A 26220-nucleotide genomic window follows, 5' to 3' on the forward strand; every position below is an offset into this window, starting at 1 on the left:
GGCAACGATGATCTGCCCACGCTGCGCCGATGCACATGTAGAAGTGATGGCAACCTCACCCGTGGAAGGCGTCTGGACGGTTTACCAGTGCCAGCGCTGCTTTTATACCTGGCGCGACACGGAGCCCCTGCGCCGTACCAGCCGCGAACACTATCCGCAGGCGTTCCGCATGACCCAGCAGGATATCGACAATGCGCCGGAGGTGCCCACGGTGCCGCCGCTGTTAACCCCGTAATCACCCTGAACGGCGGACCGCTGGCCCGCCGTTCCCCGTCAGTTCCCTCACCGGTTTACCCACCCGATTCCGAATCCCTCTTCACGATGGCGTTTTTTTCGCGCCGCGGCTTGATTGTTTCAGCCTGCTGACGATACTGTATATAAACACAGTAAAATTAAAAAACGATGCAACGAATGAACCCCGTCAACCGGGTTGACGCTATTTTTACGCCGCACACTGGCGTAGCACGTATGGGAGCCTGACGATGCTGGCACTTGTAGACGTAAATTCCTTTTATACCAGCTGCGAAACCGCCTGGCGGCCGGATCTGCTCGGTAAGCCGGTGGTGGTGCTGTCGAATAACGACGGCTGCATTATCTCTCGTTCCGCCGAGGCGAAAGCGCTGGGTATCGGCATGGGCGAGCCCTGGTTTAAGCAGAAAGCCATGCTGGAGCGCAACGGCGTGGTGGTCTTCAGCAGCAACTACCGGCTGTATGGCGACATGAGCCAGCGGGTGATGGATACCCTTGAACAGCTCTGCCCGCAGGTGGAGATCTACAGCATTGATGAAGCCTTTGCCGACCTGAGCGGAATCGATCGGCTCGACGCATTCGGGCACACCATTCGCGACCGTATTTATCAACATACCATGCTGACCGTCGGGGTCGGCATCGCCCCGACCAAAACCCTCGCCAAGCTGGCAAACCACGCCGCCAAAAAATGGCCGCAGACCAGAGGCGTGGTGGATCTCTCCGATCCCGCGCGCCAGCGGCGGCTGATGCAGCTGTTACCGGTGGATGCCGTATGGGGCGTAGGCCGTCGCCTGAGCGCGAAGCTGAACGCGATGGGGATCGACAATGCGCTCAAGCTGGCGCAAAGCGATCTCTGGTTTATCCGCAAAAACTTCAACGTCGTGCTGGAGCGCACGGTACGTGAACTGCGCGGTGAGCCCTGCCTGGCCTTCGAGGAGTTTGCGCCAACCAAACAGGAGATCATCAGCTCGCGCTCGTTTGGTGAACGCGTCAGCGACTATCAGGCGGTGCGGGAAGCTATCTGCACCTGGGCGGCGCGCGCGGCCCAGAAGCTGCGAGCAGAACATCAGTACTGCCGCTACGTCTCCACCTTCCTTAAAAACAGCCCGCACGATCCCCATGAGCCTTATTACAGCCAGCGTGCCGGGATCGCCCTGCAAACCCCGACCCAGGATACGCGCGATATTATCGCCGCGGCGACCCACTGCCTGGAGCAGGTCTGGCGCGACGGGCTGCGTTATCAGAAAGCCGGCGTGATGCTGGGGGATTTTTTCAGTCAGGGGGTTGCGCAGCTCAATCTGTTTGATGCCTTTACGCCGCGCGCTAACGGCGACAGGCTGATGACGCTGATGGACCACATCAACCAGAAAAACGGCCAGTCGCTCTGGTTTGCCGGCCAGGGGATGCGCCAGGAGTGGGGCATGAAACGCACCATGCTCTCACCCGCCTGGACCACGCAACTGAGCGATGTGCCGGTGGCCCGTGCGGACTGGTGAGGCGTGCGCCGCTGGCTGTCAGCGGCTGCGCTTGGCGTGCTGCTCCCAGGTCTCCTGCTTCGCTTCGGCGGACTTTTTCAGCGCCACATAGCAGGCTCCGCTGCCGCCGTGGTGCGGCAGTGCGCTACAGAAGGCCTGAACCTGCTCGAATTCGGTCAGCCAGCGGGCAAGATAGCTGCGCACGATATTGGCATGGGACCGATCGTCCCGCCCCTTGCCGTGAACGATGAGCAGCGTGCGCAGGCTCTGTTCGCTGCAGCGCTGAATAAAGGCAAACAGCTGCTGGCGGCACTGCTCTACCGGCTGACGCAGCAGATTGAGGCTGGCCTGCTGCGCGTACTTACCCTGACGCAGCTTTTCCAGCACCCCGCTTTGCAGCCCTTCGCGCTTGAACAGCAGCGGTTCACCGAGCGGGATGACATCGAGAAAACCGGTGGTGAGAAAATTATCCAGCTGGAGCGTATCAATCTGCTGACGCGGACGCGGCGCTGTGGGTACCAACCGCCGGGTTGACTGCGTAAAGGGGGTGACATCCTCCATGGCGTCCAGAAACAGAGCTTTATCATCAGAGTTCATCGTCAATCCTCCCGGTGCTGCATGACGAACACACTATAGCTGTATAAAGACACAGTCTCAACGCCGGGATAGCACGGATGACGGGGTACGCAGCGGGGCACGCGGAGGAGATATCGCTCCGCGTTGCACAAATGACATTTGCCTGATATTTAAGCAGGCCTTAATTATTAATTCGCTTAAAAAGCGGCCACTCAAAAATTTACGTTAAGGATACGTGAATTGCGTCACTAAAATATGCTGCCAAAACGGCCGGGACGTTGCTATAAATAAATGAATCCGGCCCCGAGGAATAAAGGTCGGGACTCTGCTCTGGAAGCACTGCTGTGTACTATAGAGCCTGACGGATGTCGGCAGGCTCTATTTTTTTCATCCTTTAATGGGCGCCAGAAAAATAGTCGTTGCGGCTCGTCCTTTCAGAAAACCGATGCAGGTCCAGCGAGACCCTTGTCCCGCCTGCCTGTTGAGCGAATGTCGGCCATACACAGGTTAGTTGTCGATACTCGTAAAATAAACGCGTCAGGTTACCGCGCTCTTCCATTAAGAAGAATTCACCATGCGTCTCTTTATTAAAAAAGCCAGATTAAAAATACCGTAATGTCTATTTTCCAACGCAGTCAGTGAATCATAAAATTATCGCCAAGCATTACTAAAAAATAGAAAGCCAAAACCACATCGTTATTATTTCGCGTATTTTCCGCCCATTAAACCAGGCATCAATAAACAGCGCGCTGTTTTTTTTCGTCACAGGACGATAGCCGCAGCCAATAACTGTGACCCATCTCTCAATTATTAGCATCGGATAAGGCGCTATCCCGGCGAACAACCTGTTCCCCTTCAGGATTACACCCTGGGGGTTGTGGCACGCGTCCCGATGCGCATGTTATGTTACGCCCCGGCATAAATGTCGGCACCGGAGCATACCATGTTGAAATTACTGGAAGATAAAATCGCGACCCCGCTGGGCCCGTTATGGATAATTTGCGACGAGCAGTATCAGCTGCGCGCCGTGGAATGGGAAGAGCACAGCGATCGCATGGTGCAGCTGCTGAATATTCATTACGGTCCGGCCGGCTATCAGCGCCTCGCCAGTAATAATCCCGGCGGGCTTAGCGAGGCGCTAAAAAATTATTTTGATGGCGATCTCGGGATTATTACTACCCTGCCTACTGCCACTGCCGGAACGGCATTCCAGCGAGAAGTGTGGGCGGCGCTGCGCGCCATCCCATGCGGGCAGGTGATGCACTACGGTCAGCTTGCTGCCCAGCTTGGGCGAGCGGGCGCGGCGCGTGCGGTGGGCGCGGCAAACGGTTCGAATCCGGTAAGCATTGTGGTGCCCTGCCATCGGGTAATTGGCCGCAACGGCACCATGACCGGCTATGCCGGCGGCGTGCAACGTAAGCAATGGTTATTACAACACGAAGGTTATTTACTTATATAACTTCTAATTAACAATATCGGTGAATAGCGCTGCGTTTAATTCCCGCCGCCTCGCGCAAATTCAGAAATAACAGAGATTTTTCTCGCCATCCTGAATTTGCTGTTTGATGGGCTTACCTGTCAGAGAAAATGATGTTAAAATTGACCAACATCAATTACGGCCTGAGCAGAACTATGATCCCGGAAAAACGAATTATTAAACGAATTCAGTCTGGCGGTTGTGCCATCCATTGCCAGGATTGCAGCATCAGCCAGTTATGCATCCCTTTTACTCTGAACGAGCATGAGTTAGATCAGCTCGATAATATCATTGAGCGCAAAAAACCTATCCAGAAGGGGCAAACGCTCTTTAAAGCGGGTGATGAGCTGAAATCGCTTTACGCTATTCGTTCCGGCACCATTAAGAGCTACACCATCACCGAACAGGGCGACGAGCAGATTACCGGCTTCCACCTGGCAGGCGATCTGGTTGGGTTTGACGCCATCGGTACGGCGCACCATCCGAGCTTTGCCCAGGCGCTGGAGACCTCAATGGTCTGCGAAATTCCGTTCGAAACTCTGGACGACCTGTCCGGGAAGATGCCGAACCTGCGTCAGCAGATGATGCGTCTGATGAGCGGCGAAATCAAAGGCGACCAGGATATGATCCTGCTGTTGTCCAAGAAAAATGCCGAGGAGCGTCTGGCGGCGTTTATCTATAACCTCTCCCGCCGTTTCGCCCAGCGTGGCTTCTCGCCGCGTGAGTTCCGTCTGACCATGACCCGCGGCGATATCGGTAACTACCTGGGGCTGACCGTGGAAACCATCAGTCGTCTGCTGGGTCGCTTCCAGAAAAGCGGCATGCTGGCGGTAAAAGGTAAGTACATCACTATCGAAAACAGCGAAATTCTGTCGCAGCTTGCCGGGCAATCCCGCAACGTCGCCTGACCTTCTCTGCCCTTTGTCGGATCGCCGGATTTTCCTGAATTATTGATCTGGCAAAGGGTTCTCATCTGTTTCATTCAATCCTTATGGGTTACTCTTAAAGTTAACTCTGCCCGCGATTTATCACGTTCAGGCGAAGCGCAAGGGCGTGACGGAAAACGGGAGCAAGTGGTTAGCATTAAGTAAGGAGACCCTGTATGGCAAAGTATCAAAACATGCTGGTGGCCATCGATCCTAACCAGGACGATCAGCCAGCGTTACGGCGTGCAGTTTACCTGCATCAACGGATTGGTGGCCGGATTAAAGCGTTCCTGCCGATTTATGACTTTTCTTACGAGATGACCACCCTGCTGTCTCCCGATGAGCGCACCGCCATGCGTCAGGGCGTAATCAGCCAGCGTACCGCCTGGATACGTGAGCAGGCGCAGTATTACATCGAAGCGGGCGTGCCGATTGAGATAAAAGTGGTGTGGCACAACCGCCCTTACGAAGCCATCATTCAGGAAGTCATCAGCGGCGATCATGACCTGCTGCTCAAAATGGCCCACCAGCACGACCGTCTCGAATCCGTGATTTTCACCCCCACCGACTGGCATCTGCTGCGCAAGTGCCCCTGCCCGGTATGGATGGTGAAGGATCAGCCGTGGCCGGAAGGCGGGAAAGCGGTGGTGGCGGTCAACCTTGCCAGCGAAGAGCCGTACCACAACGCGCTCAACGAGAAGCTGATACGCGAAACCCAGCAGCTGGCGCTGAACGTCAACCACACCGAAGTGCAGCTGGTGGGTGCCTATCCCGTAACGCCTATCAATATTGCCATTGAGCTGCCGGATTTCGACCCCAGCGTCTATAACGATGCCATTCGCGGCCAGCACCTGCTGGCGATGAAATCCCTGCGCCAGCGCTTTGGTATTGATGAGAAGTGCACCCACGTCGAGAAAGGGCTGCCGGAAGAGGTCATCCCGGATCTGGCCGAACATCTACAGGCCGGGATCGTGGTGCTCGGCACCGTCGGGCGCACCGGGCTGTCCGCCGCGTTCCTCGGTAATACTGCGGAGCAGGTTATCGACCGGCTGCGCTGCGACCTGCTGGTCATCAAACCGGATGACTACCAGAGTCCGGTTGAGCTGGACGACGACGAAGACGACTAGTCCCGGATGCGAAAAAGCCCACCGAACGGTGGGCTTTTTTTTGCCAGCCAAACCCTAATCCAGGGTTGGCGGCGCGGCCTGCTGCGCCACTTTCTGCTGCCCGGCGCCGCTTGAGAACGGCGAGCGCACGATAAGGCTTGGCAGCGCCAGCTCAATCTCATGCTCGGCCAGCCCTTCGATAATGCGGATGTTGATCTCCTGCTGGATATCCATGTACTTGTTGTAGTCCGCCGTATTGACGATATGCACCACTTCAAAGGTCAGACGGTCCTGGCTGAAGGCCTGCAGGTGCGCACGGTCGAATTTGGTTTCGCCGACGTCGGTAATAATCTGCTTCACCATGTCGCCAACCAGACGCAGCTTTTCCGGCGGCGTCGAGTAGGAGACGCCGAAGGTAAAGACGATACGACGCGTCTGCATGCGCTTATAGTTGTGCAGCGTCTGCTGCAGCAGAATGGCGTTGGCGCAGACGATCTGCTCCCCGCTCAGGCTGCGAATACGGGTGGTTTTCAGGCCGATGTGCTCGATGGTACCCGCCACATCGCCAAACACCACGAAGTCGCCAATCTCAAAGGGTTTATCAAAGCCGATGGAGAGCGAGGCAAAGACATCGCTGAGGATGGTCTGCACCGCCAGGGCAATAGCAATACCCCCTACCCCGAGACTTGCCACCAGCGCCGTGATATCCACCCCGGCGTTCGCCAGAATCGACAGCAGCATGATGGACCACACCAGAGCGCGCAGCAGGATGCCGACGATGACCAGCGTGACCGGATTTTTGTTGGAGCCAGGCGCTGAAATCAGATGGCGTAGCCACGACTGCACCACCTGGTCAAACCACAGGGCGACCTGCACCGCCAGCACCAGGAACCAGGCATGAGAGATGGTGCCGTAAAGCCGGTCAGGCAGGGAGACAAAGCGCAGGCTGAACAGGAAGGCGGCAATAAAGATCAGCAGCTTGCTGGTGCGGTTGAGCATGTCGAACAGGATCACCCGCATGCGATGGTTATTGACCTCCTGCTGATGGCTTCCCCGCCAGTTCTGCACGCCTTTATGCAGCATGGCCAGCAGGCGGTTGAGCAACCAGTAGGTCACCAGAGTGACAACAACGACGGTGGCGACACCGATCCAGAACGTCGGCGTCATCAGTAACGACACAAAATTGAGCCGGGCCAGATAATCCATTACTCCTCCTCTTTTTACAGCGAAGTAAAAGTATAGACAGCTGGGGTGAGGCGTCGAAAAATGCGGACGTAAATCAGATAAGCCCGGCAACAGACGTAAAAAAACCGCCCCGAAGGACGGTTTATGCAGCAGGCGCTGTTACAGCGCTTTAAGAATGTCGTCGACGCTGGCTTTGGCGTCACCAAACAGCATCTGGGTGTTCTCTTTGAAGAACAGCGGGTTCTGCACCCCGGCGTAGCCGGTGTTCATGGAGCGCTTAAACACCACCACGTTCTGGGCTTTCCACACTTCCAGCACCGGCATACCAGCGATGGGGCTCTTCGGATCGTCCTGCGCCGCCGGGTTAACGGTGTCGTTAGCACCGATCACCAGCACCGTGTCGGTATCGGCGAAATCGTCGTTGATCTCGTCCATCTCCAGCACGATGTCGTACGGTACTTTCGCTTCAGCAAGCAGCACGTTCATGTGGCCCGGCAGACGCCCGGCAACCGGGTGGATGCCGAAACGCACCTTCACGCCGCGCGCGCGCAGCTTCTCGGTGATTTCCGCCACTGGGTACTGCGCCTGCGCCACCGCCATCCCATAGCCTGGGGTGATGATGACCGACGTGGAGTTTTTCAGCAGCTCCGCCGTTTCATGGGCGGTGATTTCACGGTGCTCGCCCGCTTCTTCGCTGTCGCCGCCGGTTTGCCCGTCGCTGCCGAAACCGCCGGCAATAACGCTGAAGAAGGAGCGGTTCATCGCCTTACACATGATGTAGGAGAGGATCGCACCGGACGAACCTACCAGCGCCCCGGTGACGATCAGCAGGTCGTTGCTGAGCATAAAGCCCGCCGCCGCCGCCGCCCACCCGGAGTAGGAGTTGAGCATCGACACCACCACCGGCATATCCGCCCCGCCGATGGACGCCACCAGATGCCAGCCGAACGCCAGCGCGATGAGAGTCATCAACAGCAACGCCAGGACCTGAAGGCCGACGCTCTCGGCGCGCACAAAGACAATCAGCAGCAGGAAGGAGACCACCAGCGCCGCAAGGTTCATCTTATGGCGGTTGGGGAGCATCAGCGGCTTAGACGAAATGGTGCCGCGCAGCTTGCCGAACGCCACCACCGAACCGGTGAAGGTCACCGCCCCGATGAAGATGCCGAGGAACACTTCGGTGAGATGAATGTTGACCAGCACCGGCTCAAGGCCTGCGTCGTGATGCAGGTAGCTGTTGAAGCCCACCAGCACCGCCGCCAGCCCCACGAAGCTGTGCAGGATCGCCACCAGCTCCGGCATCTGGGTCATTTCCACTTTCTTCGCCAGATGCATACCGATGGCGCCACCGATCACCATAGCGACGATGATCCACACCACGTTGCCGGTATCCGGGCCAAAAATGGTGGCCAGCAGCGCAATCGCCATCCCGGCGATACCGAAGCGGTTGCCCTGCTGCGACGTTTCATGCTTTGACAACCCGGCCAGACTGAAAATAAACAGGATCGCGGCAACAATGTATGCAGCTGTAACTAATCCTCCAGACATGTGTTACCCCTTAATTTTTCCGGAACATTTTCAGCATGCGCTGAGTAACGGTGAACCCACCAAAAATATTGATGCTGGCGATCAGCACCGCGATAAAGCTGAAGAAGCTGACCCAGCCGCCGTCGCCGATTTGCAGCAGCGCACCGACCACAATAATCCCGGAGATGGCGTTGGTGACCGACATCAGCGGCGTGTGCAGGGCGTGGGAGACGTTCCAGACCACGTAGTAGCCAACGATGCAGGCGAGCGCGAACACGGTGAAGTGGCCGAGAAACTCTTTCGGCGCGACGTCAGCCAGCCAGCCGAAGAGAATAATGGCCAGCGCCATCAGGGCGTATTTGCGCCACGGCGAGGCCGGGGTTTCCGGCACGGGCGGCGCGGCATCAACTTTCGGCGCCGCCTGGGGCTGTACGGAAACCTGAATCGGCGGCGCAGGCCAGGTGACTTCCCCGTCGCGGATCACCGTCACGCCGCGCACGACGACGTCGTCGAAATCGACGGTCAGGTTGCCGTCTTTCTCTTTGCACAGCAGCTTAAGCAGGTTGACGAGGTTGGTGCCGTAAAGCTGGGAAGCCTGGGTCGGCAGACGGCCCGCCAGATCGGTATAGCCGATGATCTTCACGCCGTTCGGAGTGGTAAAGATCTCACCCGGCACGGTGTACTCACAGTTGCCGCCGTTCTGCGCGGCGAGATCCACCACCACGCTGCCGGGGGTCATGCTGTCAACCATCTCACGAGTGATAAGCTTCGGTGCGGGCTTGCCAGGGATAAGCGCGGTGGTGACGATGATATCCACCTCTTTCGCCTGGGCGGCGAACAGCGCCATCTCGGCTTTGATAAAAGCTTCAGACATCACCTTCGCATAGCCGTCGCCGCTTCCCGCTTCCTCTTCAAAATCGAGTTCAAGGAATTCGCCGCCCATGCTTTTAACCTGATCTTTCACTTCAGGACGGGTATCGAAAGCGCGCACGATGGCACCAAGGCTTGAGGCGGCACCGATGGCGGCCAGCCCGGCCACGCCTGCACCGATAACCATCACCTTCGCGGGCGGGACTTTACCGGCGGCGGTAATTTGCCCGGTAAAGAAGCGACCAAACTGGTTGGCGGCCTCCACGATGGCGCGATAGCCGGCGATGTTCGCCATGGAGCTCAGCGCGTCAAGCGACTGGGCGCGGGAGATGCGCGGCACCGAGTCCATGGCCATGACGGTCACACCGCGGGCCGCCAGCTTCTCCATCAGTTCCGGATTCTGCGCCGGCCAGACAAAGCTCACCAGCGTAGTACCCGGCTGCAGCAGCGCAATTTCGTGCTCCAGCGGCGCGTTGACTTTCAGAATGATATCCGACGCCCAGACCTCACTTGTGGATTCCACAAGCGCCCCGGCCGCAAGAAATGCGGCATCATCAAAACTTGCCAGCTTGCCCGCGTCGCGCTCAACCGCGACGGTGAATCCCAGTTTCAGCAGCTGTTCGACGGTTTTCGGCGTCGCAGCCACGCGGGTTTCGTTGGCTAACCCCTCTTTCGGTACCCCAATACGCATAGTATTCCCTTCCATCGGTTTCGATTGATGGTGTGACAGTCACGCGCTGCGCCACGCCAAAACAGGTCGTGGGGTGCAGCGCCTGAGAAAAGAAGCTGTAACAAACGTTGTATAACCTACTGAAATTACCGCCTGCGATCCACCGCTTGCGATGCGTTTTTATGACTTAATCAGTGAAAGTGTAGCGTCTGCGCGCGCTGACAGCGTTTTTTACCAGAATCAGGGGTGAGAAGGCTGATAATCCGCTTAAGCGGAGCGGTAAAACATGATTCTGCGCGCCCAGCGGTGCGATATTTAACAATGATTTAACGTAAAAACTCATAAGCTTTATCGTTTTAACCGGTCAACGCGCTATTTTTTGCAACTATTACTAAAGGTTATACAACTTGCCCGACGCGTCGCACGGCGTGTGAAAAATGACGCAGACAGTCACAACGGAACAATGCCATAATCGGGCGCTAACGATTTATTCATATACACAACACCAGTATCTGGTTTGCGCAAGGCGAAGGATTATTTTTATGACTCTCAAGAACACCCTTCTGGCGTCCGCAGTAATTGCTGCGACCACGCTGTCCGCTCATGCCGCGACAGAATTAACGCCGGACCAGGCCGCCGCTCTGAAACCGTATGACCGCATTACGGTAACCGGGCGCTTTAACGCCATCAACGAAGCGGTGACCGCCGTTTCTCGTCGTGCCGACGCGATGGGCGCCGCCTCTTTTTACGTTCTGGATACCAACGACACCGGCAACAGCGGCAACTGGCGCGTCGTGGCCGATGTCTATCATGAAGACGCACCCAAAGCGGATGCCCAGCAGAACCGCGTGATCAACGGCGTGGTCGAGCTGCCGAAGGATCAGGCGTTCGCGCTTGAGCCTTACGATACCGTCACGGTCAAAGGCTTCTTCCGCAGCCAGCCTGAAGTTAACGATGCCATCACCAAAAAGGCGAAGGCCAAAGACGCGCACGCGTTTTACGTCGTGCGTCAGGTGGATGCTAACCAGGGCGGCAACCAGCTGATTACCGCGTTCCTCTATAAAGCCGATGCGAAGAAACGCGTCCTGCAGAGCCCGGACGCGATTCCGGCCGACTCCGATGCCGGGCGTGCTGCGCTGGCGCAGGGCGGTACAGCGGCGAAGAAAGTAGAAATTCCGGGTGTTGCTACCTCCTCCGCGCCGTCAAGCGACGTGGGCCGCTTCTTCGAAACCCAGTCCTCTAAAGGTGGCCGTTACACTGTCACCCTGCCGGACGGCACATCCGTGCAGGAAGTGAACAAAGTCACCGCCGCCCAAATGGTGCCGTTCGACAGCGTGAAGTTCACCGGCAACTACCACAGCATGACCGACGTCTCCTATCAGGTGGCCAAACGCGCCGCGAAGAAAGGCGCCAGGTACTACCATGTCACCCGCCAGTGGCAGGAAAGCGGCGGCAACATGACCATCAGCGCCGACCTGTACAAGTAAGCGCGCGTGAATAAAAAAGGCAGCCCCGGCTGCCTTTTTTGTCATTTGATATTATTTGCTGTTCATCTCATTGCAAGCGCGCCACCCTCTGCGTAAAATCCCGCGCCTTAGTGCGATCCTCCATGTTTATGCGTTATAGCGTAATAATTATTCTGGATCTTCTCTCGTTACTGACAGGATACCTATGGAAAAGAAACTGGGTCTGGCGGCACTGACTGCACTGGTCCTGAGCTCAATGCTGGGCGCCGGCGTGTTCAGCCTGCCACAGAACATGGCGGATGTGGCAAGCCCGGCCGCGCTGCTGATTGGCTGGGGGATCACCGGCATCGGCATCCTGATGCTGGCGGTGGCGATGCTGATCCTCACCCGCATTCGCCCGGACCTGGACGGCGGTATCTTCACCTATGCGCGCGAAGGCTTCGGCGAGCTGCTGGGCTTCTGCTCCGCCTGGGGTTACTGGCTGTGTGCGGTGATCGCCAACGTGTCCTATCTGGTCATCGTCTTCTCGGCCCTGAGTTTCTTTACCGATACCCCTGAGCTGCGCCTGTTTGGCGACGGCAATACCTGGCAATCCATCGTTGGCGCGTCGGTGCTGCTGTGGCTGGTGCACTGGCTGGTGCTGCGCGGCGTGCAAACCGCGGCCAGCATCAATCTGGCGGCGACGCTGGCGAAGCTGCTGCCGCTCGGCCTGTTTGTGGTGCTGGCGGTGATGGCCTTCAACATGGATACCTTCACGCTCGACTTTACCGGGGTATCGCTGGGCGTCCCGGTGTGGGAGCAAGTGAAAAACACCATGCTGATCACCCTGTGGGTGTTTATCGGCGTGGAGGGCGCGGTGGTGGTCTCCGCCCGCGCGCGCAATAAAAACGACGTTGGCCGCGCGACGCTGCTGGCGGTACTTTCCGCGCTGGTGGTCTACCTGCTGGTGACGCTGCTGTCGCTCGGCGTGGTTGCCCGCCCTGAGTTGGCGCAGATGCGCAACCCGTCAATGGCCGGGCTGATGGTTGAGATGATGGGCAAGTGGGGCGAAGTGGTGATCTCCGCCGGGCTTATCGTCTCGGTGTGCGGCGCCTACCTGAGCTGGACCATTATGGCCGCTGAGGTGCCGCTGCTGGCGGCAACGCACAAAGCGTTTCCGAAGGTGTTCGCCCGCCAGAACGCCCGCAACGCGCCGTCTGCCTCGCTGTGGCTGACCAACATCAGCGTGCAGCTCTGTCTGGTGCTGATCTGGCTGACCGGGTCGGACTACAACACCCTGCTGACCATCGCCTCGGAAATGATCCTCGTGCCCTACTTCCTGGTTGGCGCGTATCTGCTTAAAATCGCTAAAAAACCGCTGCACCGGATGGTGGGTGTCGGGGCGTGCATTTATGGCTTATGGTTATTGTATGCTTCGGGCCCAATGCACCTGCTGCTGTCGGTGGTACTGTATGCGCCTGGCCTGCTGGTGTTTGTGTATGCCCGCCGCACCCATAGCGACAACGTCCGGCTTAACCGCCGCGAGAAAACGGCGATGGTGGCCCTGCTGATTGCTGCGCTGCCGGCAACCTGGATGCTGATGCGCTGATCCCCACCCTGAATAACGAGGAGTGACCGATGGGAAAGAGTCCTGACCGCCCCATTCTGATTACTGGCGGAGGCCGTCGCATCGGCCTTGCGCTGGCGCATCACTTTTTAGCCCAGCAGCATCCGGTCATTGTCAGCTACCGTACGCGCTATCCGGCTATCGACGTGCTCGAAGAGGCTGGCGGCGTCTGTATTGAGGCCGACTTCTGCACCGACGAGGGCATTCTGGCGTTTGCCGATGAGGTTAAGCGCCGCACCACCAGCCTGCGCGCGGTGCTGCACAACGCCAGCGCCTGGCTGGCGGAGTCCCCCGCCCACGCACCGCAGGACGTGCTCTCGGCCATGCTGCAGATCCACGTTCACGCCCCCTATCTGCTCAACTACGCCTTTGAACCGCTGCTGCGCGGCAGCGGCCATGCGGCGAGCGATATCATTCACTTCACCGACTACGTGGTGGAGCGCGGAAGCGACAAACACATCGCCTATGCGGCCAGCAAAGCCGCGCTGGATAACATGACGCGCTCGTTCGCCAAAAAAATGGCCCCCGAAGTGAAGGTGAACGCCATCGCTCCGTCGCTGATCCTGTTTAACGAAGGTGACGATGCTGCATATCGCCAGAAGGCGCTGAGCAAATCGCTGATGAAGATCGCGCCGGGTGAAAAGGAGATCATCGACCTGGTGGACTACCTGCTCACCAGCTGCTACGTCACGGGCCGCTCGTTTGGGGTGGACGGAGGTCGTCCCCTTCGCTGAGTTGTTTACTCAGGATTGATAGTATTCATATCCAGGGGCGTGTATCCTGGATTTTTTTCGTGAGCGCAACGCACGATGAGCAAGATTGTTTTTGTTGAGGACGACCCGGAGGTCGGGTCGCTTATCGCCGCCTGGCTGGGCAAGCACGACCTTGACGTGGTGATTGAAAACCGGGGCGACCAGGCCGAGGCAACCATTGCCCGGGAACAGCCGGACCTGGTGCTGCTGGACATTATGCTGCCCGGAAAAGACGGCATGACGCTGTGCCGCGATCTACGCCCGCAGTGGGACGGCCCGATTGTCCTGCTTACTTCGCTCGACAGCGATATGAACCATATTCTCGCCCTCGAAATGGGAGCCAGCGACTATATCCTGAAAACCACCCCGCCGCCGGTGCTGCTGGCCCGGCTACGGCTGCATCTGCGCCAGCGTCAGGCGCCGGCGCAGGACACCCTCCCCACCACACTGCGCCCGCACAAGGCGTTGCAGTTCGGTACTCTGTGCATTGACCCGCTCAACCGCCAGGTCACCCTCGGACGCACGCTGGTAAGCCTCTCCACCGCTGATTTCGACCTGCTGTGGGAGCTTGCCACCCATGCCGGGCTTATCATGGATCGCGATGCGCTGCTTAAAAACCTGCGCGGGGTGAGCTATGACGGGCTGGACCGCAGCGTGGACGTGGCGATTTCACGGCTGCGTAAAAAGCTTAACGACAGCGCCACCGAGCCGTACCGCATCAAAACCGTGCGCAACAAAGGCTACCTGTTTGCACCTCACGCCTGGGATACCGAAGCCTGATGAGAAAGCTTTTCGTCCAGTTCTATCTGCTGCTGTTTGCCTGCTTCCTGGTGATGACCATGCTGGTTGGCCTGGTGTACAAGTTCACCGCTGAACGCGCGGGCCGACAGTCGCTGGATGACCTGATGAAAAGCTCGCTCTATCTGATGCGCAGCGAGCTGGATGAAATCCCTCCGAAGGACTGGAATAAAACCATCGGCGAGCTTGATCTCAATCTGTCGTTCAAACTGCGCATCGAACCGCTGACGAAGTTTACCCTCAACGCGTCGGGCATGAAGCGGCTGCGCGCCGGGGACATCATCGCCGTCGATAAAGAGTACACCTTCATTCAGCGCATTCCCCAGAGCAACTACGTGCTGGCGGTGGGTCCGGTGCCCTATCTGTTCTTCCTGCACCAGATGCGGCTGCTGGATATCGCGCTGATCGCGCTTATCGCCTTCTCGCTGGCGGTGCCGGTGTTTATCTGGATGCGCCCGCACTGGCAGGAGATGCTGAAGCTGGAGTCTGCCGCCCAGCGTCTGGGGGGCGGGAAGCTTGATGAGCGTATCCATTTTGATCCGGACTCCAGCTTCCAGCGCCTCGGGGTAGCCTTCAACCAGATGGCGGATAACATCAACGCCCTGATCGCCAGTAAAAAACAGCTGATCGACGGTATCGCCCATGAGCTGCGCACCCCGCTGGTGCGGCTGCGTTACCGCCTGGAGATGAGCGATAACCTGAGCGATGACGAGGCGCGGGGGCTGAACCGCGATATTAGCGAGCTTGAGGGGCTGATTGATGAGCTGCTTACCTTTGCCCGTCTCGATCGCCCGCAGACCGACCTTACCCTGAGCGAGCTTAATCTGTCGCACTGGCTGCGCGAGCGCACCGCAGAGCTGCGGTATATCCATCCCGAACGGCAGATCCTGCTCACCCTCCCCGATACGCCGACCGTGGCCCGGGTGGACGTGCGGCTGATGGACCGGGTGCTGGATAACCTGATCAACAACGCGCTGCGCTACAGCCAGCGGACGCTGCGTATCTCCCTTGACGTGGATGAGAGCCAGCGGGCGCTGGCGGTGGAGGACGACGGGCCGGGGATCCCCGAGCAGGAGCGCGAGCGCGTGTTTGACCCCTTCGTCCGGCTGGACCCCAGCCGCGACCGCGCCACCGGCGGCTGCGGCCTTGGGCTGGCGATCGTGCGCTCCATCGCCGTGGCAATGAAAGGCCAGGTCGTCGTAGACACCAGCCGCGATGGCGGGGCGCGTTTTCGCTTTAGCTGGCCGTCAGAGGGGCTGTAGGAGCGCTACGGCCATCCCTTATGCGAGACTGATAAACGCTTTCTGTAAGGCGAGCGCGCTACGCATAACCGCCTCAGAGGCGTAACAGGCGACGTCTGGCAGCCAGCAAATCAGTGTATCCGCCCTGCCTGATGACGCCTCTGCGCTCCGCACGCACGCTGCTCCCCACAAATTCCCCCTCCATTCGCTGCAAAACTTACCCCACACCGTGGCCTGAACCGTGCATCCTGTGCTATAACAATAAGTATGTTGTAACTAATGGAGCGCCGCATGACGCACTACGACCTGATTGAACGCCTGACCACCACGTTTCGCGAACTGGAGCGCCAGCTTGCCGGGGTGCGCGAGCGGCTCGCCGCCGCCCATCTGCTGACTGCCCGGGTATTTACCCTGCCGGCGGTGAAAAAAGGCGAAGAGCACGATCTGCTGGAGACCATCGCCGTCAATCAGCTTATCGGTAAGCAGGCCCACGCAGCGGCGCTCGCTCACTACACCCACCTGTTTATTCAGCAGCAGTCGGAAAACCGCAGCAGCAAGGCGGCGGTGCGCCTGCCGGGGGCCATTTGCCTGGCGGTGAGCGACGAGGAGCGGGCCGACATCCACCAGCAGATCGCGGAGGTGAACACCCTGAAAGCCACGCTGGAGCAGTTGATTGCCAAAGAGAGCGGCTTGCCGCCCGCCCGACGTTTCGAATGGGTGCACCGCCACCTGCCGGGCCTGATCACGCTGAACGCCTACCGCAAGCTGGTGGCGGTGGATAACCCGGCCAGCCTGCGCTTTGGCTGGGCCAACAAGCACGTGATCAAAAATCTTACCCGGGATGAGGTGCTGGAGATGCTGGAGAAGAGCATGAAATCGCCCCGGGCGCAGGCGCCGTGGACGCGTGAGCAGTGGCTGGCGCATCTGGAGCAGGAGTATCAGGATATTGCCGCCCTTCCCGAGCAGGCGCGGCTGAAGATTAAACGTCCGGTGAAGGTGCAGCCGGTGGCGCGGGTCTGGTATGCCCAGGATCAGAAACAGGTACAGTACGCCTGCGCCACGCCGATTATTGCCCTCTGCCCCCCGGCACCGGGGAGCAGCGTGCCCGATCTCGGCGAGCTGTTAAACTACAACGCCGATAACGTGCAGCACCGCCACAAACCGCTGGCGGAGCCGCTTACGCTGCTTATTCCACGCCTGCACCTCTATCTGGCGCGCTAAACGTTCATGCTGCCGACCATCTCCTCCGGCCGCACCCACGCATCAAACTCCGCCTCGCTGAGATAGCCCAGCTTCAGCGCGGCGGCTTTCAGTGTCAGCCCCTCTTTATGCGCCTTTTTGGCGATCTCCGCGGCTTTGTCATAGCCGATGTGGGTGTTCAGCGCAGTGACCAGCATCAGCGACTCATTGAGCAGCTGATCGATGCGTTCGCGCACCGGCTCAATGCCGACCGCGCAGTGCGCGTTGAAGCTCTCCATGCCGTCGGCCAGCAGCCGCACCGACTGTAAGAAGTTGTGGATCACCATCGGGCGATAGACGTTCAGCTCGAAGTTGCCCGACGCGCCGCCCATGTTGAGCGCCACGTCGTTGCCCATCACCTGACAGCACAGCATGGTCATGGCTTCGCACTGGGTCGGGTTTACTTTCCCCGGCATGATCGAGCTGCCCGGCTCGTTTTCCGGAATGGCCAGTTCGCCAATGCCGCAGCGCGGGCCGGAGGCCAGCCAGCGCACGTCGTTGGCGATCTTCATCAGCGAGGCCGCCAGCCCTTTCAGCGCGCCGTGGCCGTGTACCAGCGCATCGCAGGTGGCCAGCGCCTCAAACTTGTTCGGAGCGGTGACGAACGGCTGCCCGGTATGGTCGGCCAGCGCCTGGGCCACGCGCACGGCATATTCCGGATGGGTGTTCAGCCCGGTACCCACCGCCGTACCGCCCAATGCCAGCTCGGAGAGGTGCGGCAGGCTCTGCTCCAGGTGACGCAGGTTGTGCTCCAGCATCGCTACCCAGCCGGAGATCTCCTGCCCGAGGGTCAGGGGTGTGGCGTCCTGCAAATGGGTACGGCCAATCTTAACGATGTCAGCAAAGGCCTGAGATTTCTCATGCAGGGTGTTTTTCAACACCTTAAGCTGCGGGATAAGCTGTTCGCGCAGGGCGATGACCGCCGCAACGTGCATCGCGGTCGGGAACACGTCGTTGGAGCTCTGGCTCTTGTTCACGTCATCGTTGGGGTGGATTTTACGATCCATCCCGCGCACGCCGCCGAGGATCTCGCTCCCACGGTTGGCCAGCACTTCGTTCATGTTCATATTGGACTGGGTGCCAGACCCGGTCTGCCAGATGGCGAGCGGGAACTCGTCCGGGTGTTTGCCCTCGAGCACTTCGTCCGCGGCCTGAATAATCGCCTGCGCTTTCTCGGCCGGCAGCAGCCCCAAATCCTGGTTCACCTGCGCCGCTGCGCGTTTGGTCAACGCCAGCGCCTGAATCATCGACACCGGCATTTTCTCGGTGGAAATGCGGAAATGCTCCAGCGAGCGCTGCGTCTGTGCGCCCCAGAGTTTGTCTGCCGGCACATCAATTGCGCCCATGGAATCTTTTTCACTGCGATGCGTTGCCATGACGTTCTCCTGTGTAGAACAAAAGTTATCGAGTCCGACGCTGCTCAATTGCGGGTAATAAGTATGGATGATGTCAGGAAGACAGGTTGCAGGTTTGTGCGTTATAGCGGCGGATAACAAAACCGCCCCGAAGGGCGGTTGGCTTACTTAACGCAGGTGGCGCAGGCCGAGGACTGGATCTGCTGGAAGAAGTCGTTGCCCTTGTCATCCACCAGGATGAAGGCCGGGAAGTCTTCTACTTCGATTTTCCAGATGGCTTCCATACCCAGCTCAGGGTACTCGACGCATTCGAGGCGCCTGATGCTGTTCTGCGCCAGCACCGCGGCCGGGCCGCCGATGCTGCCGAGGTAAAAGCCGCCGTGCTTGTGGCAGGCGTCGGTTACCTGTTTGCTGCGGTTGCCTTTCGCCAGCATGATCATGCTGCCGCCGTGGGACTGCAGCAGATCGACGTAGGAGTCCATACGCCCGGCGGTGGTCGGCCCGAGCGAACCCGAGGCGTAGCCGTCTGGCGTCTTCGCGGGTCCGGCGTAATAGATCGGGTGATCTTTCACGTACTGCGGCAGCCCCTGGCCGTTATCGATGCGCTCTTTCAGCTTCGCATGGGCGATATCACGCGCCACGATAATGGTGCCGGTCAGCGACAGGCGCGTGGAGACCGGGTACTGCGAGAGCTGTGCGAGGATCTCTGCCATCGGGCGGTTGAGATCGATACGCACCGCCTCCCCCTCGCCTTCACGGCGCAGCGCCGGCGGGATGTATTTCCCGGGATTGTTCTCCAGCTTCTCAATCCAGATGCCGTCGCGGTTGATTTTGGCTTTGATATTACGGTCCGCCGAGCAGGAGACGCCCATCCCGACCGGGCAGGAGGCGCCGTGACGCGGCAGACGGATCACGCGCACGTCGTGGGCGAAGTATTTCCCGCCGAACTGCGCGCCGAGGCCGAGGTTACGCGCCTCTTCCAGCAGCTCCTGCTCCAGCTGCACATCGCGGAACGCCTGACCATGCTCGTTACCTTCGGTGGGCAGGCCGTCGTAGTATTTTGTCGAGGCCAGCTTGACGGTTTTCAGCGTCGCTTCCGCCGAGGTGCCGCCAATCACAAACGCAATGTGGTAGGGCGGGCAGGCGGCGGTGCCGAGGCTGCGCATCTTCTCCACCAGGTAGTTTTTCAGCTTGCCCGGCGAGAGCAGCGCTTTGGTTTCCTGATAGAGATAGGTTTTGTTGGCGGAGCCGCCGCCCTTAGCGATGCACAGGAATTTGTACTCTTCGCCGTCAACGCTGTAGAGGTCGATCTGCGCCGGCAGGTTGGTGCCGGTGTTGACCTCTTTATACATGTCCAGCGCGGCGTTCTGGGAGTAACGCAGGTTGTCTTCGGTATAGGTGTTGTAGACGCCGTGAGCCAGCGCGGCTTCATCCCCGCCGCCGGTCCAGACGCGCTGCCCTTTTTTGCCCATAATGATGGCGGTGCCGGTGTCCTGGCAGGTCGGCAGAATGCCGCGCGCGGCGATCTCGGAGTTACGCAGGAACTGCAGGGCCACGTACTTATCGTTCTCGCTGGCGTCGGGATCGTTGAGGATATCGGCAACCTGCTGCTGGTGGGCGGGACGGAGCATGAAGGACGCATCGTGGAACGCGTGCTGTGCCAGCAGGGTCAGCGCCTGCGGCTCCACTTTGAGTACCGGCTGTCCTTCGAATTCCGAGACGGACACGTAGTCGCGGCTCAGAAGATAGTATTCAGTTTCGTCCTTTTTGAGGGGAAAGGCGTCCTGATAATAAAAGGGTTTGTTCGACATTGTGCTCTCACTTACTGCTTCAACGTGGAATGTTATCGGCGCATGTTCCATGTGCCTGTTCAAAAGCGAGTCGCAACATCGTACACAATTTTTTAACAAAAACTGAGACTAATACGACTTTTTGCACCCACTGGTTACTTCAAACCGGTTTGTTGGTTTAATACGGCAGATTAAAACCACATTACTACAGGGCTTGATAATGCAAAAACTCATCAACTCAGTGCAGAACTACGGCTGGGGAAGTAAAACTGCGTTAACGGAACTCTACGGTATCGCCAACCCGGACAACCTGCCGATGGCAGAGCTGTGGATGGGTGCGCATCCGAAGAGCAGCTCAAAGGTGCAGGACGCCGACGGCAATAGCCGGGCGCTGCGCGAGGTGATTGACGCCGATAAGGCCACCCTGCTGGGTCAGGGCGTGGCGACGCGGTTTGGCGAGCTGCCGTTCCTGTTCAAGGTGCTGTGCGCCGACCAGCCGCTCTCTATTCAGGTTCACCCCAACAAGCAGGCGTCAGAGGCGGGCTTTGCTAAAGAGAACGCGGCGGGCATTCCGCTCGACGCGGCCGAGCGCAACTACAAAGATCCAAACCACAAGCCGGAGCTGGTCTTTGCCCTCACCCCTTTCCTGGCGATGAACGCGTTTCGCGAGTTCAACGACATCGTGTCGCTGCTGCAGCCGGTGTCCGGGGCGCACACCGCCATCGCCCACTTCCTGGAAGCGCCGAACGCCGAGCGCCTGAGCGAGCTGTTCGCCAGCCTGTTGAATATGGAAGGCGAAGAGAAATCCCGTGCGCTGGCGGTGCTGAAAGCGACCCTGCACAGTAAAGAGGGCGAGCCCTGGGACACCATCCGCGCCATTGCGGAATTTTACCCGGACGACAGCGGCCTGTTCTCCCCGCTGCTGCTTAACGTGGTGAAGCTTAACCCTGGCGAAGCCATGTTCCTGTTTGCTGAAACGCCCCACGCCTATCTGAAAGGCGTTGCGCTGGAGGTGATGGCCAACTCCGACAACGTGCTGCGCGCCGGGCTGACGCCGAAATACATCGATATTCCTGAGCTGGTCGCAAACGTGAAGTTTGAGCCGAAAGCGGCGGAGAGCCTGCTCACCCAGGCCGTGAAGCGCGGCAGCGAACTGGATTTCCCGATCCCGGTCGACGACTTCGCCTTTTCACTGCACGACCTCTCAAGCCAGCCTACCGAACTGGCCCAGCACAGCGCAGCCATTGTGTTCTGCGTTGAGGGTGAAGCGCTGCTGCGTAAAGATGATGCTACGCTGGTACTGAAGCCTGGCGAATCGGCGTTTATCGCTGCCAACGAGTCGCCGGTCAGTGCCAGCGGCATCGGGCGCCTTGCCCGCGTGTACAATAAAATCGACTAAGCTACTGATTTTTTTGGCACGGATTGCTAAGCTCATTGTCAGACGTTGATGAACCAACCAGGCGGGTCACCCGCCTGGACGACTGTTTTAGGGAAAAGGATTATGAAAAAGACTCTGGTTGCAGCGGGCGTAATTGTCGCCCTGGGTGTGGTCTGGACGGGCGCCGCCTGGTTTACCGGTAAACAATTCGAGAGCCGCCTGGCGGAGATGGTGGCGAAATCCAACGCCGACCTGAAGCGCACCTCACCCGAGTCTGGTCTGGAGCTGGCCTACCAGAACTACCACCGCGGCGTGTTCAGCAGCCAGCTTGAGCTGGTGGTGAAGCCGATTCAGGGCGCCCAAAGCTCGTGGCTCAAGCCGGGTCAGACCGTGGTGCTGAATGAAGATGTCGATCACGGCCCGTTCCCTTTTGCCCAGCTTAAAAAATTCAACCTGATCCCCTCGCTTGCCTCGGTAAACTCGACGCTGGCGAACAACGAGACCACCAAAGCGCTGTTTGAGACCACCAAAGGTAAATCGCTGTTTACCGCCGATACCCGCGTGGGCTACAGCGGCGCCACCGCTACCGACATCACCCTGGTGCCGGTCAACTATCAAAAAGAGACCGACAAAATCGCCTTCAGCGGCGGCGAGTTCTCGATTGACGTTGATGGCAAAGGGAGCGACATGTCGCTCACCGGTCAGATTGACAGCGCGCTTATCGACAGCGTCAACGAGTACGGTCAGCGGGTACAGCTGACGCTCAACAATCTGCAAACCGACGGTTCATCGGAGCTTACCGCGTCTGAAGAGCGTATCGGCCAGCAGAAACTGAGCCTCGATAAGCTGGCGATGTCGGTGGAAGGCAAGGAGATGGCGGTGTTCGAAGGGACACAGCTCACGGCGAAAACCGAGATGGCCGAGGATAAAAAACACCTCAACAGCGCGGTGGATTACACCCTCGACAGCCTGAAGGTGCAGAATCAGAACATGGGCAGCGGCAAGCTCTCGCTGAAGGTCGGCCAGATCGACGGCAAAGCCTGGCGCCAGTTCAGCCAGCAGTACAATGCCCAAGCGAACGCCCTGCTCGCCCAGCCGGAAGTGATGCAGAACCCGCAGGCCTATCAGGAAAACTTCCGTCAGATCCTGCTCAACAACCTGCCGCTGCTGCTGGATAGCGGTCCGGTGATCACGCTTGCGCCGTTCAGCTGGAAAAACGCCAAAGGTGAAAGCAGCCTCAACCTGTCGCTGTTCTTCAAAAACAAAGAGGAGCTGAAACAGCCGGTGAACTCGCTGGGCGAAGAGCTGCTGCGCAACGTTAAGTCGCTCGACGGCAAGCTCTCCATTCCGATGGACATGGCCACCGAGTTCATGACCCAGGTGGCGCAGCTTGAAGGCTACCAGAAGGATCAGGCTGAGAAGCTGGCGCGTAAGCAGGTAGAAGGCGCGGCGGCGGCCGGCCAGATGTTCCGCGTGGTGACCACCAAAGACAACACCATCAGCAGCAGCCTGCAGTACGCTAACGGCCAGGTAAACCTGAACGGCGATAAGATGCCGGTTGAGGAACTGTTCGGTAAGTTCACCCTGCCGGGCATGGGTGCGGAAGCCCCGGCACCGGAGCTGGAAGCGCCAATGGCCCCGGCCCCGCGCGGCCCGATGCTTGCCCCGCAGTAAGCCTCAACGCTGTGATGAAGGCCTCCACCCGGAGGCCTTTTTTATGCGCGTCGCTCAGCGCTGGGGCACCAGCCGGGCGGGAATAATCTGCTGGCGCGGCGCGCCTTCGTCGTCGTTGATGCGTTGCAGCATCCGCCCTGCCAGAGTATGCCCGATCTCCCGCGCCGGAGTGGTTACCCAGGTGACCGGCAGATCGTCGAGCGCCGCCTCCGGCACGTCCGCGAACGCCGCCAGCGCCACCTGCCGGTCGTAGTAGCTCTCCATCCCGCCTTCCCCGCCCTGACGGCCGCCGCGCATCAGGCCAAACCAGGCCCCCATTGCAATGGTGTTGTTGTGGCACAGCACCGCGCTAATGGTCGGGTTACGGCGCAGCAGCGTGCCTATCGCCTCCGCCGCCTGCTTCTGGCTGGATTCACACTCGATCACCCAGTCGCTGTTAAACGGCAGGCCGTACTGCAACAGGGTGGCGCAGTACCCGCCAAGCCGCTCGGCGCGGGTCAGCGACGAGCTGCGTCCGCCCAGCCAGGCGATACGCTGGTGGCCGCGGCGGATCAGGTGCTCGGTCACCAGCTGCGCCGCCTGCATGTTGTCGGGACGAATGATATCGGCGTCGTCAAGATAGCTGGCGCGGGACGCATAGAGCAGCGGAACGCCGCGCGCGGCGGCCAGCTCCCGCAGCGTCGCCCCGGTGTCCGCTGCGCCGCCGGCGATGATCACCCCGTCCACGCCCTGAGACAGCAGCGTGCTCAGGCAGCGTTCGCTTCGGGCGCCGTCCCCGCCGCACTGGGTCAGAAACAGCATCCGGTCCTGGGCCTCCAGCGCTTCGCTGAGGCCGGCGGTGAGTTCCGCATAGAAAGGCGAGCTGAGGTCGCGCACCATCAGGCCGATCACACCGCTCTGCCCGCCGCGCAGGGATACCGCCTGGCGGTTACGCACAAAGCCCAGCTTTTCGATGGCGTCGTTCACCCGCTCGCCGGTGGCGTGCGAGATACGCCCTTTACCACTCAGCACCAGCGACACGGTGCTGACCGAGACGCCCGCCGCCAGCGCCACGTCATTGATGGTGATTTTTTTCGCAACGGTCATAACCTGCGATTCCCTTCTGTTCCAGCTTCAGATAAAACGTTTTACCCATAGGGGATCTTTATAGCCGTTATTATCACCCGAATATGTGATTCGTTTCGCACTAAATAGTGGTAAAACGTTTTATCTTCTCGCTGCGTGATATATCCCTTCACTCTACGATCACAACAAGGAGTCGTGCTATGGCGGCTAATGCAGCATCCCGAATCACCGTATGGGAGTTCTTTCAGCAGTTGGGCAAAACCTTCATGCTGCCGGTGGCGCTACTCTCGTTTTGCGGCATCATGCTTGGCATCGGCAGTTCGCTCAGCAGCCATGATGTGGTGACGCTGTTCCCGGCGCTCGGCCATCCGGTGTTACAGGCCATTTTCCTGTGGATGAGTAAAGTCGGCTCGTTTGCCTTCAGCTTCCTGCCGGTGATGTTCTGTATCGCCATTCCGCTTGGGCTGGCGCGTGAAAATAAAGGCGTGGCGGCGTTTGCCGGCTTCGTCGGCTTCACGGTGATGAATCTCGCCACCAACTTCTGGCTCACCACCAAGGGCATTCTGCCCTCCACCGATGCGGCGGTCCTGAAAGCCAACAATATCCAGAACGTGCTGGGTATTCAGTCGGTGGACACCGGTATTCTCGGGGCGGTGATCGCCGGGGTGATCGTCTGGCTGCTGCACGAGCGCTTCCATAACGTGCGCCTGCCGGACGCGCTGGCCTTCTTTGGCGGCACGCGCTTCGTGCCGATCATCACCAGCGTGGTGCTGGGCCTGGTGGGGCTGATTGTGCCGCTGATCTGGCCGGTGTTTGCCATGGGCATTACCGGTCTGGGCAACATGATCAACAGCGCCGGGGCGTTCGGGCCGATGATCTTCGGTACCGGGGAGCGCCTGCTGCTGCCGTTTGGCCTGCAGCACATTCTGGTGGCGCTGATCCGCTTTACCGAGGCGGGTGGCACCATGGACGTCTGCGGGAAAACCGTAAGCGGCGCGCTGACCATCTTCCAGGCGCAGCTCAACTGCCCGTCGGTGCACGGCTTCTCGGAGAGCGCCACCCGCTTCCTCTCCCAGGGCAAAATGCCGGCCTTCCTCGGCGGCCTGCCGGGTGCGGCGCTGGCGATGTACCACTGCGCGCGCCCTGAGAATCGGCACAAGATTAAGGGGCTGCTGATCTCCGGGGTGATTGCCTGCGTGGTGGGCGGCACCACCGAACCGCTGGAGTTCCTGTTCCTGTTCGTGGCTCCGGTTCTCTACCTGATCCACGCCCTGCTTACCGGCCTCGGCTTCACCCTTATGGCGGTGCTGGGCGTCACCATCGGCAACACCGATGGCAACGTCATTGACTTCGTGGTGTTCGGCATCCTGCACGGGCTTTCCACCAAGTGGTACATGGTTCCGGTGGTGGCCGCGGTCTGGTTTGCGGTCTACTACGCCATCTTCCGCTTCGCCATCCTGCGCTTTAACATCAAAACCCCAGGCCGCGACGTCGACACCGCGCGTCAGATGGAAAGCGCCGTGGCGGGCAGCCTCGGCAAATCCGGGTATAACGTGCCGGCCCTGCTGGCGGCGCTGGGCGGGGCCGATAACATCGTCAGTCTCGACAACTGCATTACCCGTCTGCGTCTGTCGGTAAAAGAGATGGCGAAGGTGGACGTCGAGGCGCTGAAAGCGAATCGCGCCATCGGCGTGATCCAGCTTAACCAGCACAACCTGCAGGTGGTGATTGGCCCGCAGGTCCAGTCGGTAAAAGATGAGATGACGGCGCTGATGAACATGGTGCAGGCATAAGG

At 59.2% G+C, this 26220-nt stretch carries 21 protein-coding genes; 14 read left to right on the forward strand and 7 right to left on the reverse strand.

Annotation, left to right across the window (positions count from 1 at the left end):
* Positions 1-7: 7 nt before the first annotated feature.
* Positions 8-235, forward strand: a complete 228-nt coding sequence (locus tag DW58_RS05140; RefSeq protein ID WP_024548103.1) for a non-oxidative hydroxyarylic acid decarboxylases subunit D — start codon at positions 8-10, stop codon at positions 233-235.
* A gap of 247 nt (positions 236-482) precedes the next feature.
* Entirely contained in the window at positions 483-1745 is a 1263-nt protein-coding gene (gene umuC, locus DW58_RS05145) for a translesion error-prone DNA polymerase V subunit UmuC (protein ID WP_024548104.1), read from the forward strand.
* A gap of 18 nt (positions 1746-1763) precedes the next feature.
* Here the strand turns inward: umuC and smrA are convergent, their stop codons facing one another.
* Positions 1764-2321 carry a DNA endonuclease SmrA gene (gene smrA / locus DW58_RS05150; protein ID WP_024548105.1) on the reverse strand — a complete coding sequence of 186 codons (558 nt, stop codon included), beginning with the start codon at positions 2319-2321 and terminating at the stop codon, positions 1764-1766.
* A 922-nt stretch (positions 2322-3243) separates the two neighbouring features.
* Between smrA and ogt the strand changes: the two genes are divergently transcribed.
* The 3 genes from ogt (at position 3244) to uspE (ending at position 5830) form a co-directional block, all read left to right on the forward strand.
* Complete coding sequence (ogt, locus tag DW58_RS05155; protein WP_024548106.1) at positions 3244-3759, forward strand: methylated-DNA--[protein]-cysteine S-methyltransferase; 516 nt, start codon at positions 3244-3246, stop codon at positions 3757-3759.
* Between the two features lie 173 nt (positions 3760-3932).
* A complete protein-coding gene (gene fnr, locus DW58_RS05160) occupies positions 3933-4685 on the forward strand; it encodes a fumarate/nitrate reduction transcriptional regulator Fnr (protein ID WP_024548107.1) in 753 nt (250 codons plus the stop codon).
* A 194-nt stretch (positions 4686-4879) separates the two neighbouring features.
* Positions 4880-5830, forward strand: coding sequence for a universal stress protein UspE (gene uspE, locus DW58_RS05165; protein ID WP_024548108.1), 951 nt, complete (start codon positions 4880-4882; stop codon positions 5828-5830).
* A 54-nt stretch (positions 5831-5884) separates the two neighbouring features.
* On the opposite strand, the gene DW58_RS05170 is transcribed toward uspE, so the two are convergent.
* The 3 genes from DW58_RS05170 to pntA all read right to left on the reverse strand — a co-directional run bounded on the left by DW58_RS05170 (position 5885) and on the right by pntA (position 10082).
* Positions 5885-7015 carry a mechanosensitive ion channel family protein gene (locus tag DW58_RS05170; protein WP_024548109.1) on the reverse strand — a complete coding sequence of 377 codons (1131 nt, stop codon included), beginning with the start codon at positions 7013-7015 and terminating at the stop codon, positions 5885-5887.
* A 138-nt stretch (positions 7016-7153) separates the two neighbouring features.
* On the reverse strand, positions 7154-8542 hold the full coding sequence (gene pntB, locus DW58_RS05175; protein WP_024548110.1) for a Re/Si-specific NAD(P)(+) transhydrogenase subunit beta: 1389 nt from the start codon (positions 8540-8542) through the stop codon (positions 7154-7156).
* 10 nt (positions 8543-8552) lie between these two features.
* Positions 8553-10082 carry a Re/Si-specific NAD(P)(+) transhydrogenase subunit alpha gene (gene pntA / locus DW58_RS05180; protein ID WP_024548111.1) on the reverse strand — a complete coding sequence of 510 codons (1530 nt, stop codon included), beginning with the start codon at positions 10080-10082 and terminating at the stop codon, positions 8553-8555.
* Between the two features lie 521 nt (positions 10083-10603).
* On the opposite strand from pntA, the gene ydgH reads away from it, so the two are divergent.
* The 6 genes from ydgH (at position 10604) to tus (ending at position 17145) form a co-directional block, all read left to right on the forward strand.
* Entirely contained in the window at positions 10604-11548 is a 945-nt protein-coding gene (ydgH, locus tag DW58_RS05185; RefSeq protein ID WP_024548112.1) for a DUF1471 family protein YdgH, read from the forward strand.
* Positions 11549-11732: 184 nt separating this feature from the next.
* Positions 11733-13115 carry an amino acid permease gene (locus DW58_RS05190; protein WP_024548113.1) on the forward strand — a complete coding sequence of 461 codons (1383 nt, stop codon included), beginning with the start codon at positions 11733-11735 and terminating at the stop codon, positions 13113-13115.
* A 29-nt stretch (positions 13116-13144) separates the two neighbouring features.
* Complete coding sequence (gene folM / locus DW58_RS05195) at positions 13145-13867, forward strand: dihydromonapterin reductase (protein ID WP_024562618.1); 723 nt, start codon at positions 13145-13147, stop codon at positions 13865-13867.
* A gap of 75 nt (positions 13868-13942) precedes the next feature.
* Positions 13943-14665 carry a two-component system response regulator RstA gene (gene rstA, locus DW58_RS05200; protein WP_024547513.1) on the forward strand — a complete coding sequence of 241 codons (723 nt, stop codon included), beginning with the start codon at positions 13943-13945 and terminating at the stop codon, positions 14663-14665.
* On the forward strand, positions 14665-15945 hold the full coding sequence (gene rstB, locus DW58_RS05205; RefSeq protein ID WP_024547512.1) for a two-component system sensor histidine kinase RstB: 1281 nt from the start codon (positions 14665-14667) through the stop codon (positions 15943-15945). Before rstA ends, rstB begins: the two co-directional genes overlap by 1 nt.
* 270 nt (positions 15946-16215) lie before the next feature.
* Positions 16216-17145, forward strand: a complete 930-nt coding sequence (gene tus / locus DW58_RS05210; RefSeq protein ID WP_024547511.1) for a DNA replication terminus site-binding protein — start codon at positions 16216-16218, stop codon at positions 17143-17145.
* Here tus and fumC read toward each other — a convergent pair.
* Both fumC and fumA read right to left on the reverse strand, forming a co-directional pair.
* Positions 17142-18539, reverse strand: a complete 1398-nt coding sequence (gene fumC, locus DW58_RS05215; protein WP_024547510.1) for a class II fumarate hydratase — start codon at positions 18537-18539, stop codon at positions 17142-17144. The genes tus and fumC overlap by 4 nt on opposite strands.
* Before the next feature lie 143 nt (positions 18540-18682).
* A complete protein-coding gene (gene fumA / locus DW58_RS05220; protein ID WP_024547509.1) occupies positions 18683-20329 on the reverse strand; it encodes a class I fumarate hydratase FumA in 1647 nt (548 codons plus the stop codon).
* Between the two features lie 199 nt (positions 20330-20528).
* On the opposite strand from fumA, the gene manA reads away from it, so the two are divergent.
* Together manA and DW58_RS05230 are read left to right on the forward strand one after the other, a co-directional pair.
* On the forward strand, positions 20529-21707 hold the full coding sequence (gene manA / locus DW58_RS05225; RefSeq protein ID WP_024547508.1) for a mannose-6-phosphate isomerase: 1179 nt from the start codon (positions 20529-20531) through the stop codon (positions 21705-21707).
* A gap of 102 nt (positions 21708-21809) precedes the next feature.
* Entirely contained in the window at positions 21810-23360 is a 1551-nt protein-coding gene (locus DW58_RS05230; RefSeq protein WP_024562438.1) for a YdgA family protein, read from the forward strand.
* 54 nt (positions 23361-23414) lie between these two features.
* Here DW58_RS05230 and DW58_RS05235 read toward each other — a convergent pair whose 3' ends face one another.
* Entirely contained in the window at positions 23415-24446 is a 1032-nt protein-coding gene (locus tag DW58_RS05235; protein WP_024550352.1) for a Mal regulon transcriptional regulator MalI, read from the reverse strand.
* Between the two features lie 179 nt (positions 24447-24625).
* Between DW58_RS05235 and malX the strand changes: the two genes are divergently transcribed.
* The gene (malX, locus tag DW58_RS05240; RefSeq protein WP_024550351.1) at positions 24626-26218 is read left to right on the forward strand and encodes a maltose/glucose-specific PTS transporter subunit IIBC; all 1593 of its coding nucleotides are present in this window, start codon (positions 24626-24628) and stop codon (positions 26216-26218) included.
* The last annotated feature ends 2 nt before the right edge of the window (positions 26219-26220 follow it).

Origin of the sequence: Siccibacter turicensis LMG 23730, from assembly GCF_000463155.2 — a bacterium.
In the GTDB taxonomy this organism is placed as follows: Bacteria; Pseudomonadota; Gammaproteobacteria; order Enterobacterales; family Enterobacteriaceae; genus Siccibacter; species Siccibacter turicensis.